Source organism: Enterobacter asburiae, from assembly GCF_024599655.1.
Classification (GTDB): Bacteria; Pseudomonadota; Gammaproteobacteria; order Enterobacterales; family Enterobacteriaceae; genus Enterobacter; species Enterobacter asburiae_D.
This window is the reverse complement of record NZ_CP102247.1, coordinates 3,961,858-3,975,056: the sequence shown is the minus strand read 5'-3', so window position 1 is coordinate 3,975,056 and position 13,199 is coordinate 3,961,858. Positions and strand designations below refer to the sequence as shown.

Genomic DNA, 13,199 nt, shown 5'->3' with positions numbered 1-13,199 from the left:
AAACCTCTACAGGCTTGTAGCTCAGGTGGTTAGAGCGCACCCCTGATAAGGGTGAGGTCGGTGGTTCAAGTCCACTCAGGCCTACCAAATTTGCGAAGCAAATTTGAAGAGGTTGGCAAAACGATGGGGCTATAGCTCAGCTGGGAGAGCGCCTGCTTTGCACGCAGGAGGTCTGCGGTTCGATCCCGCATAGCTCCACCATCTTTTACTGCAAACACAAGAAAACTTCAGAGTGAACCTGAAAAGGTGCACTGCGAAGTTTTGCTCTTTAAAAATCTGGATCAAGCTGAAAATTGAAACGACACATCTTTAATGGTGTGTTCGAGTCTCTCAAATTTTCGCAAGTCGGTGATGAATCGAAAGAAACATCTTCGGGTTGTGAGGTTAAGCGACTAAGCGTACACGGTGGATGCCCTGGCAGTCAGAGGCGATGAAGGACGTGCTAATCTGCGAAAAGCGCCGGCGAGGTGATATGAACCTTTGACCCGGCGATGTCCGAATGGGGAAACCCAGTGTGATTCGTCACACTATCGTTAACTGAATACATAGGTTAACGAGGCGAACCGGGGGAACTGAAACATCTAAGTACCCCGAGGAAAAGAAATCAACCGAGATTCCCCCAGTAGCGGCGAGCGAACGGGGAGCAGCCCAGAGTCTGAATCAGCTTGTGTGTTAGTGGAACGGTCTGGAAAGTCCGGCGATACAGGGTGACAGCCCCGTACACGAAAGCACACTTGCTGTGAACTCGAAGAGTAGGGCGGGACACGTGGTATCCTGTCTGAATATGGGGGGACCATCCTCCAAGGCTAAATACTCCTGACTGACCGATAGTGAACCAGTACCGTGAGGGAAAGGCGAAAAGAACCCCGGCGAGGGGAGTGAAAAAGAACCTGAAACCGTGTACGTACAAGCAGTGGGAGCACCTTCGTGGTGTGACTGCGTACCTTTTGTATAATGGGTCAGCGACTTATATTCTGTAGCAAGGTTAACCGTATAGGGGAGCCGAAGGGAAACCGAGTCTTAACTGGGCGTTAAGTTGCAGGGTATAGACCCGAAACCCGGTGATCTAGCCATGGGCAGGTTGAAGGTTGGGTAACACTAACTGGAGGACCGAACCGACTAATGTTGAAAAATTAGCGGATGACTTGTGGCTGGGGGTGAAAGGCCAATCAAACCGGGAGATAGCTGGTTCTCCCCGAAAGCTATTTAGGTAGCGCCTCGTGAACTCATCTTCGGGGGTAGAGCACTGTTTCGGCTAGGGGGCCATCCCGGCTTACCAACCCGATGCAAACTACGAATACCGAAGAATGTTATCACGGGAGACACACGGCGGGTGCTAACGTCCGTCGTGAAGAGGGAAACAACCCAGACCGCCAGCTAAGGTCCCAAAGTCATGGTTAAGTGGGAAACGATGTGGGAAGGCACAGACAGCCAGGATGTTGGCTTAGAAGCAGCCATCATTTAAAGAAAGCGTAATAGCTCACTGGTCGAGTCGGCCTGCGCGGAAGATGTAACGGGGCTAAACCATGCACCGAAGCTGCGGCAGCGACACTATGTGTTGTTGGGTAGGGGAGCGTTCTGTAAGCCGTTGAAGGTGTCCTGTGAGGGGTGCTGGAGGTATCAGAAGTGCGAATGCTGACATAAGTAACGATAATGCGGGTGAAAAGCCCGCACGCCGGAAGACCAAGGGTTCCTGTCCAACGTTAATCGGGGCAGGGTGAGTCGACCCCTAAGGCGAGGCCGAAAGGCGTAGTCGATGGGAAACAGGTTAATATTCCTGTACTTGGTGTTACTGCGAAGGGGGGACGGAGAAGGCTATGTTAGCCGGGCGACGGTTGTCCCGGTTTAAGCATGTAGGCGGGAGTTTTAGGTAAATCCGGAACTCTTTTAACGCTGAGGTGTGATGACGAGGCACTACGGTGCTGAAGTAACAAATGCCCTGCTTCCAGGAAAAGCCTCTAAGCATCAGGTAACATCAAATCGTACCCCAAACCGACACAGGTGGTCAGGTAGAGAATACCAAGGCGCTTGAGAGAACTCGGGTGAAGGAACTAGGCAAAATGGTGCCGTAACTTCGGGAGAAGGCACGCTGATGTGTAGGTGAAGCCCCTGCGGGTGGAGCTGAAATCAGTCGAAGATACCAGCTGGCTGCAACTGTTTATTAAAAACACAGCACTGTGCAAACACGAAAGTGGACGTATACGGTGTGACGCCTGCCCGGTGCCGGAAGGTTAATTGATGGGGTTAGCGGCAACGCGAAGCTCTTGATCGAAGCCCCGGTAAACGGCGGCCGTAACTATAACGGTCCTAAGGTAGCGAAATTCCTTGTCGGGTAAGTTCCGACCTGCACGAATGGCGTAATGATGGCCAGGCTGTCTCCACCCGAGACTCAGTGAAATTGAACTCGCTGTGAAGATGCAGTGTACCCGCGGCAAGACGGAAAGACCCCGTGAACCTTTACTATAGCTTGACACTGAACACTGGTCCTTGATGTGTAGGATAGGTGGGAGGCTTTGAAGCGTGGACGCCAGTCTGCGTGGAGCCGCCCTTGAAATACCACCCTTTAATGGCTGGTGTTCTAACGTAGACCCGTAATCCGGGTTGCGGACAGTGTCTGGTGGGTAGTTTGACTGGGGCGGTCTCCTCCCAAAGAGTAACGGAGGAGCACGAAGGTTAGCTAATCCTGGTCGGACATCAGGAGGTTAGTGCAATGGCATAAGCTAGCTTGACTGCGAGAGTGACGGCTCGAGCAGGTGCGAAAGCAGGTCATAGTGATCCGGTGGTTCTGAATGGAAGGGCCATCGCTCAACGGATAAAAGGTACTCCGGGGATAACAGGCTGATACCGCCCAAGAGTTCATATCGACGGCGGTGTTTGGCACCTCGATGTCGGCTCATCACATCCTGGGGCTGAAGTAGGTCCCAAGGGTATGGCTGTTCGCCATTTAAAGTGGTACGCGAGCTGGGTTTAGAACGTCGTGAGACAGTTCGGTCCCTATCTGCCGTGGGCGCTGGAGAATTGAGGGGGGCTGCTCCTAGTACGAGAGGACCGGAGTGGACGCATCACTGGTGTTCGGGTTGTCATGCCAATGGCATTGCCCGGTAGCTAAATGCGGAAAAGATAAGTGCTGAAAGCATCTAAGCACGAAACTTGCCCCGAGATGAGTTCTCCCTGACTCCTTGAGAGTCCTGAAGGAACGTTGAAGACTACGACGTTGATAGGTCGGGTGTGTAAGCGCAGCGATGCGTTGAGCTAACCGATACTAATGAACCGTGAGGCTTAACCTTACAACGCCGAAGCTGTTTCGGCGAAGAGACAGACAATCAATTTCAGCCTGATACAGATTTAACAGAATTTGCCTGGCGGCTTTAGCGCGGTGGTCCCACCTGACCCCATGCCGAACTCAGAAGTGAAACGCCGTAGCGCCGATGGTAGTGTGGGGTCTCCCCATGTGAGAGTAGGGAACTGCCAGGCATCAAATTAAGTAGTAAGCCGGTGCATAAATCCGGTGGTTACAAGCAGTCTTCGGTGGAGCGGTAGTTCAGTCGGTTAGAATACCTGCCTGTCACGCAGGGGGTCGCGGGTTCGAGTCCCGTCCGTTCCGCCACTTATTAAAAGCCCTGAGCTAACGCTCAGGGCTTTTTTCTTATCTGCCGTTTAATTATTGCGAAATTAGCAAAAATCCTCTGCGTTTTGCGATCTTTTTCTCTATAACAAGGCCAGCGATAATCTTCCTCAGTTTACGAACATAACGATTGAGGAATATTATGACTCTCCCTGCATTTGGTCTGGGCACCTTCCGCCTGAAAGACGACGTTGTTATCGCATCAGTTAAAACCGCACTCGAACTGGGCTATCGTGCAGTTGATACGGCACAGATCTATGAAAACGAAGCTGCCGTTGGACAAGCTCTCGAAGAGAGTGGCGTACCGCGTAACGAACTGTTTATTACCACGAAAATCTGGATTGAGAATCTCAGCAAAGATAAGCTGATCCCTAGCCTGAAAGAGAGCCTGAAAAAACTGCGTACTGACTACGTAGATCTGACGCTGATCCACTGGCCATCACCGAATGATGCCGTCTCAGTAGAAGAATTCATGCAGGCGCTGCTGGAAGCGAAAAAGCAGGGCTTAACCCGCGAAATTGGGATCTCCAACTTCACCGTCCCGCTGATGGAAAAAGCCATTGCCGCTGTTGGCGCAGAAAATATTGCGACCAACCAGATTGAGCTGTCTCCCTACCTGCAAAACCGCAAAGTCGTGGACTGGGCAAAACAGCACGGGATCCACATCACCTCATACATGACGCTGGCCTACGGTAAGGCGCTGAAAGATGAAGTGATTACGCGTATCGCAGAGAAACATAACGCCACTGCTGCGCAGGTGATTCTGGCATGGGCAATGGGTGAAGGTTATGCCGTTATCCCATCATCAACTAAGCGTGAAAACCTGGCCAGCAACCTGTTGGCAACGGATCTTCATCTGGATGCTGACGATAAAAAAGCGATCGCAGCACTGGAGTGCAACGATCGCCTGGTAAGCCCGGAAGGTTTAGCTCCTAACTGGGATTAAGTTTGACCCACCCTCTGTAACCTGAACCCTCACACAGCTCCTCCGGGAGCTGTTTTTATATGTTCACTCAGGAAGTCAATAAAGGCACGAATGCGCGTACTCACCGCTCTGTCACTGTAATACACCGCGCTAAAAGGCATCTCTACCGGTAGACGCTTATCGGCCATTAACTCCACGAGCTCACCGCGCGCAATTTCTTTATCAATCATGTAATCCGACAAACAGGCGATGCCATTCCCGGTAAGGCACAGCTGCTTCAGCGTTTCGCCGCTGTTGGAGGATAATCCGCAGGTAATTTCATGAAGTTGACCATCATGACAGGCGACAGGCCAGGTGTTTAGCGACACCGGCTCCGTAAAACCCAGGCACAGATGCTGCTTCAATTCTTCAACCGTCTCCGGTTTACCATGCTCGGCAATATACTCTGGTGATGCGATAATTTTGCGGTAGCTGGCAAACAGAGGGCGGGCACGCAAGCTTGAATCTGTCAGGGTTCCCGCCCGGATAGCCACATCCACTTTACGCTCGATGAGGTTGATAAACGTCTCTGAGGAGACCAGCGAGAGCGTCATCTCCGGATAGCGCTCGCGAAAAGGTTTGATCAGCGGCATCAGAAAGTGAAGCACCACCGGCGTGGCCGCATCAATGCGCAGCAATCCACGCGGCGTGCTGCGGGTCTCCATAATCTCCGTCTCCGCTGCGGCCATCTCCTGCAGTACCGACTGCACGCGGCGGAAGTAACGCTCTCCTTCTTCCGTCAGGCTCAGCTGCCGCGTCGTTCGGTTGAGCAGACTCACTCCAAGCTTCATCTCCAGTTTTTTTACCGAACGGCTGATGGCCGAATTAGCCTGACCCAGCTGTTCGGCCGCGCGGCTAAAGCTGCCGCTTTCAACGACGGCGACAAAGATTGTCAGCTCTTCTGATGTTGCTTTCACTGTTGCACCACCTGCAAAATTCTATTGAGATTTTGACCATTTTTGTTATTTAAGCACTGGCGCATACTGCCTGTCATCTTAATCCTGATGATACGGAGTATTTTATGCCACTGGCGCTACTTGCCCTGACGATCAGTGCCTTTGCAATTGGCACGACCGAATTTGTTATCGTGGGTCTGGTTCCCACTATTGCTAACCAGCTTGCAATCTCATTGCCCTCCGCCGGATTACTGGTGTCCATCTATGCCCTGGGCGTTGCCGTCGGTGCCCCCGTGCTGACGGCCCTGACCGGACGCTTCCCACGTAAGCAGCTGTTAGTTGCATTAATGGTGCTGTTCACCGCCGGCAACGTGCTGGCCTGGCAGGCGCCGGACTACACCACGCTGGTTATCGCTCGTCTGTTGACCGGCCTTGCGCACGGTGTGTTCTTCTCGATTGGTTCCACTATTGCAACCAGTCTGGTACCTAAAGAGAAAGCGGCTTCAGCCATTGCGATCATGTTTGGTGGGCTGACCGTTGCACTCGTTACGGGCGTACCGCTGGGAACGTTCATTGCTCAACACTTCGGCTGGCGCGAAACGTTCCTTGCCGTCTCTTTGCTGGGTGTCATCGCCCTGGTGACCAGCCTGCTGCTGGTACCGTCGAATATTCCGGGCCGGGCGAGCGCGAGCCTGCGCGATCAGCTGAAGGTGCTCACGCATCCGCGTTTGCTGATCATCTACACGGTCACGGCACTGGGCTATGGCGGCGTATTCACCGCTTTCACCTTCCTGGCGCCGATGATGCAGGACCTGGCGGGCTTTTCCCCTAATGCCGTGAGCTGGATTTTGCTGGGATACGGTATTTCCGTTGCTATTGGCAATATTTGGGGCGGCAAGCTTGCAGATAAGCATGGTGCGGTACCGGCGCTGAAATTCATCTTCGCCGCCCTGGTTGTTCTGCTGATGATTTTCCAGTTCACGGCTTCGCTACACTACGCCGCGCTGGTCACGGTGCTGGTCATGGGGATCTTTGCTTTTGGTAATGTGCCCGGGCTTCAGGTCTACGTTGTCCAGAAAGCCGAGCTCTATACGCCAAATGCGGTGGATGTGGCATCGGGTCTGAACATTGCCGCATTTAATATTGGCATTGCGCTGGGCTCCATCATTGGCGGGCAAACCGTAGCGCATGTTGGGTTAACCCAGACTCCGTGGATTGGCGCGGTGATTGTCCTGGTGGCCTTCCTGCTGATTGGCCTGAGTGGGCGCCTTGATAAACCTGCTCGCGTCGCGCTGGGTTAACATCAGTAAGTGCTTGCTTACAAAACTGGAAAGCGGTTTCTCAGAAATTGCGTTGAAAGTATGACCTAAAGTCCCTATAACATTAGAACCAGTCCGTTTTCCGGGCTGGTTCATGTTACAGAGGCTGTTTCCAAAAGTGCGAAAAAATACCTATGCCATGCGTTATGTTGCCGGAATGCCCGCGGAGAGGATCTTGCCTCCGGGGTCATTTGCGAGCATAAGCCAGGCATTACCCGCCGGCACACCGTTAAGCAGCGACGAGAAAATCCGTGTACTGGTGTGGAATATCTTTAAGCAGCAGCGTGCCGAGTGGTTATCGGTACTCAAGAATTTTGGAAAAGATGCCCACCTGGTTCTGCTCCAGGAGGCGCAAACCACCCCTGAGCTGGTACGGTTTGCCACCACGAACTATCTTGCCGCCGACCAGGTGCCTGCATTTGTCCTGCCACAACACCCCTCAGGTGTGATGACACTTTCAGCAGCTCATCCGGTCTACTGTTGTCCTCTGCGTGAACGTGAGCCTATCCTGCGTCTGGCGAAATCGGCGCTGGTGACGGTCTATCCGCTGCCGGATACCCGAATGCTGATGGTCGTGAATATCCACGCGGTCAATTTCAGCCTGGGCGTGGATGTCTACAGTAAGCAGTTACTTCCGATTGGCGATCAGATTGCCCATCACAGCGGCCCCATCATTATGGCAGGCGATTTCAATGCCTGGAGCCGTCCGCGCATGAATGCGCTGTATCGCTTTGCGCGCGAAATGTCGCTGCGTGAAGTTCGTTTTAGCGATGACCAGCGCAAAAAAGCCTTTGGTCGTCCTCTCGATTTTGTCTTCTATCGTGGTTTGAGCGTGCATGACGCCTCTGTTCTGGTGACGCGCGCCTCCGATCACAATCCTCTACTAGTTGAATTCAGTCCCGGCAAACCTGATAAATAATGGTGTGTCAGGTCTGCCGTGGGGCAGACCTGCGCGGGTGCTGCCCTTTTATTTTTAACCAACAAAGGACAGTACGATGACAACAGCACATTCCCATCATGACAACGTAGAAAAACAGTTTGGTTCTCAGGCAAGTGCCTATCTGAGCAGCGCCGTGCATGCTTCTGGCCGCGATCTGGTGCGTCTCGGTGAGCGTCTGGCGGCGTTTCCGCAGGCGCACGTGCTGGATTTAGGCTGCGGGGCAGGGCATGCCAGCTTTGCGGCTGCGCAGCAGGTCGCGCACGTTACCGCGTATGACTTATCCAGCCAGATGTTGGACGTTGTTGCCGAGGCGGCGAAAGCGAAGGGGCTGGACAACATTGATACGCGCCAGGGCTATGCCGAATCCTTACCTTTTGACGATGCGTCGTTTGAGGTGGTTATCAGCCGTTACTCCGCGCACCACTGGCATGATGTCGGCCAGGCATTACGCGAAGTCAAACGTGTTCTGAAGCCGGGTGGCATCTTCATTATTATGGATGTGATGTCCCCTGGACATCCGGTGCGCAATATCTGGCTGCAGACGGTCGAAGCGCTGCGCGATACCTCGCACGTACAAAACTACGCCAGCGGAGAGTGGTTGTCATTTATCACTGAAGCAGGCCTGATTGCGCGCTCATTAATAACAGACCGCTTACCGCTGGAGTTCAGCTCGTGGATTGCGCGTATGCGCACCCCGGAAGCATTAAGCCAGGCGATCAGGCTGTATCAGGAGAGTGCGTCCGCAGAGGTGAAGGCGTACTTTGAACTGCAGGACGACGGCTCGTTTACCAGCGATACCATCATGGCTGAAGCGCAAAAAGCGGGATAAACAAAAAAGGCACCGAGGGGAATCGGTGCCTTTTTATCTTTCGATCGTGCTATCAGGAGTCTGGCGTAGCGCTGTTCTTCACAAACAGCGTCAGCTGGTCGCCAGGTTTCAGATTGTCAGTATCATTGTTCCAGCGCATCACATCCTTGATGTTTACGCCGTGTCGTTTTGCGATACTGGACAGTGAATCGCCCTTGCGCACGCGATAGGTAATGCTATCGCTATTGCGGGCGAGACGCTGTGCGCTGCTACCTGCACCTACCGTCAGAGTCTGACCCACTTTCAAGCCGGAGCTGCGCAGATTATTCCACTGCTGCAGATCTTTCGCATTCACGCCAAGACGTGAAGCAATGCCCGAAAGCGTATCACCTGAACGAACCTTATAGCTGCGGCTGCTAACTGATGATGCATCCGCGATCAGCGTTGACTGAACGGCGGCGATTTCACCAGAAGCTAAAGACTCACGTAACTGCTCAGCATGTTTCTGCGGAACCATTACATACTGCGGGCCACTTGCCCCCAGGGTTGAGCCTTTAACGCCAGCATTAAAGGTTTTCAATTTACTTACCGACATACCCGTCATATCAGCGACCCGTTGAATATCAACCGGGTTGCTGAGGCGAACGCGCGCCAGTGCACGACTTTCGTCTGGTGTTGGCAGTTGTACACCGTAACGCTTGCTGTTCTTGAGAATATCGCTCAATGCCAGCATTTTCGGTACGTAAATCTTTGTTTCCTGTGGCAGTGAGAGCGACCAAAAATCGGTGGATTTACCCCGTGCTTTATTCGCTTTCATTGCCTTCAGTACACGACCTTCGCCGCTATTATACGCTGCGACCGTTAACAGCCAGTCGCCGTCAAACATCTTGTTCAGACGTTGCATCATGTCGAGAGCGGCTGTCGTTGAAGCGACAACATCGCGACGCGCATCATAGTTGCGGGTCTGTTTCAGACCATAGTTTCGCCCGGTGCTCGGAATGATCTGCCAAATGCCTGCGGCATTGGCGCCAGACGTCGCGTGTGGGTCAAAAGCGCTCTCCACTATGGGTAGGAGTACCAGCTCCATAGGCATGTTACGTTTCTTAACTTGCCCGGCTATCCAGTACATATACGGCTCTGCCCGTAACGTTACATCGTGGAGATAGCTCTTATTACTTAAATACTTCTGTTTCTGTTCGCGAATCCGGGTATTTTCCGGAATTCCCATCTTTAGCTCGTCGCCAATAGAGGTCCACAAGTCTTGATCCTGCGCGAAAGATGTTCCATCGTCCATCCAGCGCGCCGAACTTGCAAACTTCCCTGCTTCCCCTTGACCAGCTGCAGAAAGGCTCTGTGCGTGCTGTTGTACGTTGCTGCCGTTCTGCGACTGGCAACCTACAAGCAGGACAGAGGCGAGTAATATCGCTTTTGCCTTCATGTGTGTGTCAATAGTTGCTTAAAAGACGAGCGATGATAACGGCGAAATTTTGAAAAGGCAACCCGCAATTATCTGAAGTTATCTTTCTTTGACCTTAACCATGCAAATCGCTGTTCTGGTTGTTGCAAATTTGTTTCTTGGTTAATTTTATTAATTAAATCAATATCATCTGTTCGTAAAAATAAATTAATCTGGCGCTCGTTTTTCAGAATTACGGGTAGTGTTTTTTGGTTTTTTGCACGTAACTCCTTCACTTTGTGATAATAATCCTGAATCGCTCGATCCTCGGGTAAGAGGCTCACAGCAAACTTCATATTTCCTAATGTATACTCATGTGCGCAACAAATGATTGTTTCATCGGGCAGTGCGTTAATCTTCTGTAAAGACTGGTACATTTGAGCTGGCGTACCTTCAAACAGTCTTCCACAGCCTCCGGAGAACAGCGTATCGCCGCAAAAAAGATAAGGCTTACTGTAGAAACACAGATGTCCCAAAGTGTGACCTGGTGTAGCAAATACGGAAAACTCCCACTCGCGTATGAGGATAGTTTCGCCTTCTTCGACTACTTGCGTGATGCCCTTATCTTGTGCCTCTGCCGGTCCGTAAACCACCAGATGCGGAAAATGGGCGCGCAGTTCAGGCACGCCGCCAGTATGATCGTGATGGTGATGCGTCAACAGAATGGCTTCTGGCTGCCAGCCGTTCTCTTTTATGGCACGCAGAACAGGGGCCGATTCGCCGGGATCGACAATGACGCATCGACGATCGTCGTCAACCAAAACCCAGATGTAATTGTCCTCAAAGGCTGGAATACTGATAAGATTCATACATTACCTCTTATAGCGTGGCGGGTGTTTTGATGAAACCGGCAAGGATACCTCAGACTGTCGCAGCACCGGAACGTTGGGCGGAATTGCCCTGGGGTGAATACTATCGCGAAGCGTTAGAACAACAGCTGAAGCCCTGGCTCGCGAAAATGTATGGCTTTCACCTGCTTAAGATTGGCAATCTCAGCGCGGAAATCAATACCGAAAGCTGCGCTATCTCGCATCAGGTCAACGTCTCTCTCGGTGGATCGCCGGTTCAGGTAAAAGCAGACCCGTTGCATCTGCCGTTTGCGGAAAAATCCGTCGATGCGTGTTTGCTCGCCCACACGCTGCCCTGGTGCAGCGATCCGCACCGTCTGCTTCGCGAAGCCGATCGCGTGCTGATTGATGACGGCTGGCTGGTACTTAGCGGATTCAATCCGCTAAGCCTGATGGGCCTGCGTAAGCTAGTACCGGTGCTACGCCGGGCTCCACCTTACAACAGCCGGATGTTCACCATGATGCGCCAGCTCGACTGGCTTTCGCTGCTGAACTTTGAGGTGCTCTGCTACGGAGGTTTTCAGGTGCTGCCCTGGGCGCGGCAGGGGGGCGTCGTGTTGAGCACCCATCTCCCGGCGTTGGGCTGTTTGCAGTTTATCGTCGCGCGTAAGCGAACCATTCCCCTTACGCTTAACCCCATGAAGCAGAGCAAGTCGAAAACGCCCATCCGCCAGACCGTCGGCGCCACGCGGCAGTACAAAAAAACAGATTAAACGTCGGGCTGATATCCCGCATCTTCATGTGCGGGATTGGATGCCGCAGCACGCGCCAGTTCGTCGCAGCGTTCGTTTTCCGGGTGGCCTGCGTGGCCTTTAACCCACTCCCACTTAATCTGATGCTGGCCCAGCGCAGCATCAAGACGTTTCCAGAGATCGACGTTCTTGACCGGCTTCTTATCGGCGGTTTTCCAGCCGCGTTTTTTCCAGTTATGGATCCACTGGGTGATCCCCTGACGCACGTACTGGCTGTCGGTGCTTAGCACCACGTCACAATGTTCTTTTAACGCCTCCAGCGCCACGATGGCCGCCATCAACTCCATTCGGTTGTTGGTGGTCAGAAAATAGCCTTCGCTAAAAGTTTTTTCGTGCTGGCGATAGCGCATAATCGCGCCGTAGCCGCCGGGTCCTGGGTTACCGAGACAAGATCCATCGGTGAAAATTTCTACCTGTTTACGCATCTCTGGTAGACTTCCTGTATTCGAAACGTTCAGTTAAACGATAAGTCTGACATAAATGACCGCTATGAGCACTGCAATTACTCGCCAGATTGTCCTCGATACCGAAACCACCGGTATGAACCAGATCGGCGCGCACTACGAAGGGCATAAGATCATCGAGATCGGCGCCGTTGAAGTGGTGAACCGTCGTCTTACGGGGAACAACTTCCACGTCTACCTCAAACCCGATCGGCTGGTGGATCCGGAAGCGTTCGGCGTTCACGGGATTGCCGATGAGTTCTTGCTGGATAAGCCGACTTTTGCGGATGTCGCTGACGAGTTCCTGGAATATATCAAGGGCGCCGAGCTTGTCATCCATAACGCATCGTTCGATATCGGCTTTATGGATTATGAGTTCAGCAAGCTAAATCGTGATATCCCGAAGACGAACACCTTCTGTAAGGTGACGGACAGCCTGGCGCTGGCAAGGAAGATGTTTCCCGGCAAGCGTAACAGCCTTGATGCGCTCTGCTCGCGCTACGAGATAGACAATACCAAGCGAACGCTCCACGGGGCGTTGCTCGATGCCCAGATCCTGGCGGATGTCTATCTGACTATGACCGGCGGGCAGACGTCAATGAAGTTCAGTATGGAAAATGAATCCCAGCAGACGCAGGGCGAAGCGGGCATTCAGCGTGTTGTCCGCCAGGCAAGCCGGTTGCGGGTTGTTTTAGCCAGTGATGAAGAGCTTCATAACCACGAATCCCGGCTTGATCTGGTCCAGAAGAAGGGCGGCAGCTGTATGTGGCGCGCCTGAAAAAACGCCTGAATGCCTGTAAAATCATCGTTTGGGCGATTTTTGCAGCAAACGATTCAAAACGTGAGAAAAAGCGTTGACGAGATCGGAGGCGCACCGTAATATGCGCCTCGTTCCCCAAACGGGAACAGTGGAGCGGTAGTTCAGTCGGTTAGAATACCTGCCTGTCACGCAGGGGGTCGCGGGTTCGAGTCCCGTCCGTTCCGCCACTATTCAGAAGGCCTGAATCAGAAATGATTCAGGCCTTCGTCGTTTCAGCGAGCTGTAATCTCTTCCCCCCATCTATCGTTAACAAAAAGTTAATACATATGGTGCAATTAATTAACAATTGCACGGTTGTAGTGCGTTATTTGCACTGATATTGTGCATT

General features: G+C 52.6%; 10 protein-coding genes, 4 tRNA genes and 2 rRNA genes. 12 read left to right on the top strand and 4 right to left on the bottom strand.

Features of this window, described 5'->3' with window-relative positions:
* Positions 1 to 10 precede the first annotated feature (10 nt).
* The 6 genes from NQ230_RS18955 to dkgB all read left to right on the top strand — a co-directional run bounded on the left by NQ230_RS18955 (position 11) and on the right by dkgB (position 4,571).
* Positions 11 to 87 (top strand) — tRNA-Ile (locus NQ230_RS18955).
* 38 nt (positions 88 to 125) lie between these two features.
* Positions 126 to 201: transfer RNA gene (locus NQ230_RS18950), tRNA-Ala, on the top strand.
* Positions 202 to 382: 181 nt separating this feature from the next.
* Positions 383 to 3,287 (top strand): 23S ribosomal RNA (locus NQ230_RS18945).
* Positions 3,288 to 3,358: 71 nt separating this feature from the next.
* Positions 3,359 to 3,474: ribosomal RNA gene (gene rrf / locus NQ230_RS18940) — 5S ribosomal RNA — on the top strand.
* Between the two features lie 56 nt (positions 3,475 to 3,530).
* Positions 3,531 to 3,607 (top strand) — tRNA-Asp (locus NQ230_RS18935).
* A gap of 160 nt (positions 3,608 to 3,767) precedes the next feature.
* On the top strand, positions 3,768 to 4,571 hold the full coding sequence (gene dkgB / locus NQ230_RS18930; protein WP_121425653.1) for a 2,5-didehydrogluconate reductase DkgB: 804 nt from the start codon (positions 3,768 to 3,770) through the stop codon (positions 4,569 to 4,571).
* Positions 4,572 to 4,600: 29 nt separating this feature from the next.
* Here the strand turns inward: dkgB and yafC are convergent, their stop codons facing one another.
* A complete protein-coding gene (yafC, locus tag NQ230_RS18925; RefSeq protein WP_032646938.1) occupies positions 4,601 to 5,506 on the bottom strand; it encodes a DNA-binding transcriptional regulator YafC in 906 nt (301 codons plus the stop codon).
* A gap of 104 nt (positions 5,507 to 5,610) precedes the next feature.
* Between yafC and NQ230_RS18920 the strand changes: the two genes are divergently transcribed.
* The 3 genes from NQ230_RS18920 to NQ230_RS18910 all read left to right on the top strand — a co-directional run bounded on the left by NQ230_RS18920 (position 5,611) and on the right by NQ230_RS18910 (position 8,573).
* Positions 5,611 to 6,786 (top strand): MFS transporter, encoded by a 1,176-nt coding sequence (locus NQ230_RS18920; RefSeq protein ID WP_257258648.1) that lies wholly within the window; start codon positions 5,611 to 5,613, stop codon positions 6,784 to 6,786.
* A 136-nt stretch (positions 6,787 to 6,922) separates the two neighbouring features.
* Complete coding sequence (locus NQ230_RS18915) at positions 6,923 to 7,723, top strand: endonuclease/exonuclease/phosphatase family protein (protein WP_024909448.1); 801 nt, start codon at positions 6,923 to 6,925, stop codon at positions 7,721 to 7,723.
* Between the two features lie 76 nt (positions 7,724 to 7,799).
* A complete protein-coding gene (locus NQ230_RS18910) occupies positions 7,800 to 8,573 on the top strand; it encodes a class I SAM-dependent methyltransferase (RefSeq protein WP_213823126.1) in 774 nt (257 codons plus the stop codon).
* A gap of 52 nt (positions 8,574 to 8,625) precedes the next feature.
* Here the strand turns inward: NQ230_RS18910 and mltD are convergent, their stop codons facing one another.
* Both mltD and gloB read right to left on the bottom strand, forming a co-directional pair.
* Entirely contained in the window at positions 8,626 to 9,990 is a 1,365-nt protein-coding gene (mltD, locus tag NQ230_RS18905; protein ID WP_257258645.1) for a murein transglycosylase D, read from the bottom strand.
* 68 nt (positions 9,991 to 10,058) lie between these two features.
* Positions 10,059 to 10,817 (bottom strand): hydroxyacylglutathione hydrolase, encoded by a 759-nt coding sequence (gene gloB / locus NQ230_RS18900; RefSeq protein WP_257258643.1) that lies wholly within the window; start codon positions 10,815 to 10,817, stop codon positions 10,059 to 10,061.
* Between the two features lie 32 nt (positions 10,818 to 10,849).
* On the opposite strand from gloB, the gene NQ230_RS18895 reads away from it, so the two are divergent.
* Complete coding sequence (locus tag NQ230_RS18895; protein ID WP_121425648.1) at positions 10,850 to 11,569, top strand: class I SAM-dependent methyltransferase; 720 nt, start codon at positions 10,850 to 10,852, stop codon at positions 11,567 to 11,569.
* On the opposite strand, the gene rnhA is transcribed toward NQ230_RS18895, so the two are convergent.
* Positions 11,566 to 12,033, bottom strand: coding sequence for a ribonuclease HI (gene rnhA / locus NQ230_RS18890; protein ID WP_023334599.1), 468 nt, complete (start codon positions 12,031 to 12,033; stop codon positions 11,566 to 11,568). The two genes, NQ230_RS18895 and rnhA, sit on opposite strands and share 4 nt — an antisense overlap.
* 64 nt (positions 12,034 to 12,097) lie before the next feature.
* On the opposite strand from rnhA, the gene dnaQ reads away from it, so the two are divergent.
* Positions 12,098 to 12,829 (top strand): DNA polymerase III subunit epsilon, encoded by a 732-nt coding sequence (gene dnaQ / locus NQ230_RS18885; RefSeq protein ID WP_055726119.1) that lies wholly within the window; start codon positions 12,098 to 12,100, stop codon positions 12,827 to 12,829.
* Positions 12,830 to 12,961: 132 nt separating this feature from the next.
* Positions 12,962 to 13,038: transfer RNA gene (locus NQ230_RS18880), tRNA-Asp, on the top strand.
* The last annotated feature ends 161 nt before the right edge of the window (positions 13,039 to 13,199 follow it).

Coding starts and splice junctions, on each gene's coding strand:
- dnaQ (WP_055726119.1), top strand. CDS start 12,098: ATGAGCACTGCAATTACTCGCCAGATTGTCCTCGATACCGAAACCACC.
- dkgB (WP_121425653.1), top strand. CDS start 3,768: ATGACTCTCCCTGCATTTGGTCTGGGCACCTTCCGCCTGAAAGACGAC.
- NQ230_RS18920 (WP_257258648.1), top strand. CDS start 5,611: ATGCCACTGGCGCTACTTGCCCTGACGATCAGTGCCTTTGCAATTGGC.
- NQ230_RS18910 (WP_213823126.1), top strand. CDS start 7,800: ATGACAACAGCACATTCCCATCATGACAACGTAGAAAAACAGTTTGGT.
- NQ230_RS18895 (WP_121425648.1), top strand. CDS start 10,850: ATGAAACCGGCAAGGATACCTCAGACTGTCGCAGCACCGGAACGTTGG.
- rnhA (WP_023334599.1), bottom strand. CDS start 12,033: ATGCGTAAACAGGTAGAAATTTTCACCGATGGATCTTGTCTCGGTAAC.
- mltD (WP_257258645.1), bottom strand. CDS start 9,990: ATGAAGGCAAAAGCGATATTACTCGCCTCTGTCCTGCTTGTAGGTTGC.
- gloB (WP_257258643.1), bottom strand. CDS start 10,817: ATGAATCTTATCAGTATTCCAGCCTTTGAGGACAATTACATCTGGGTT.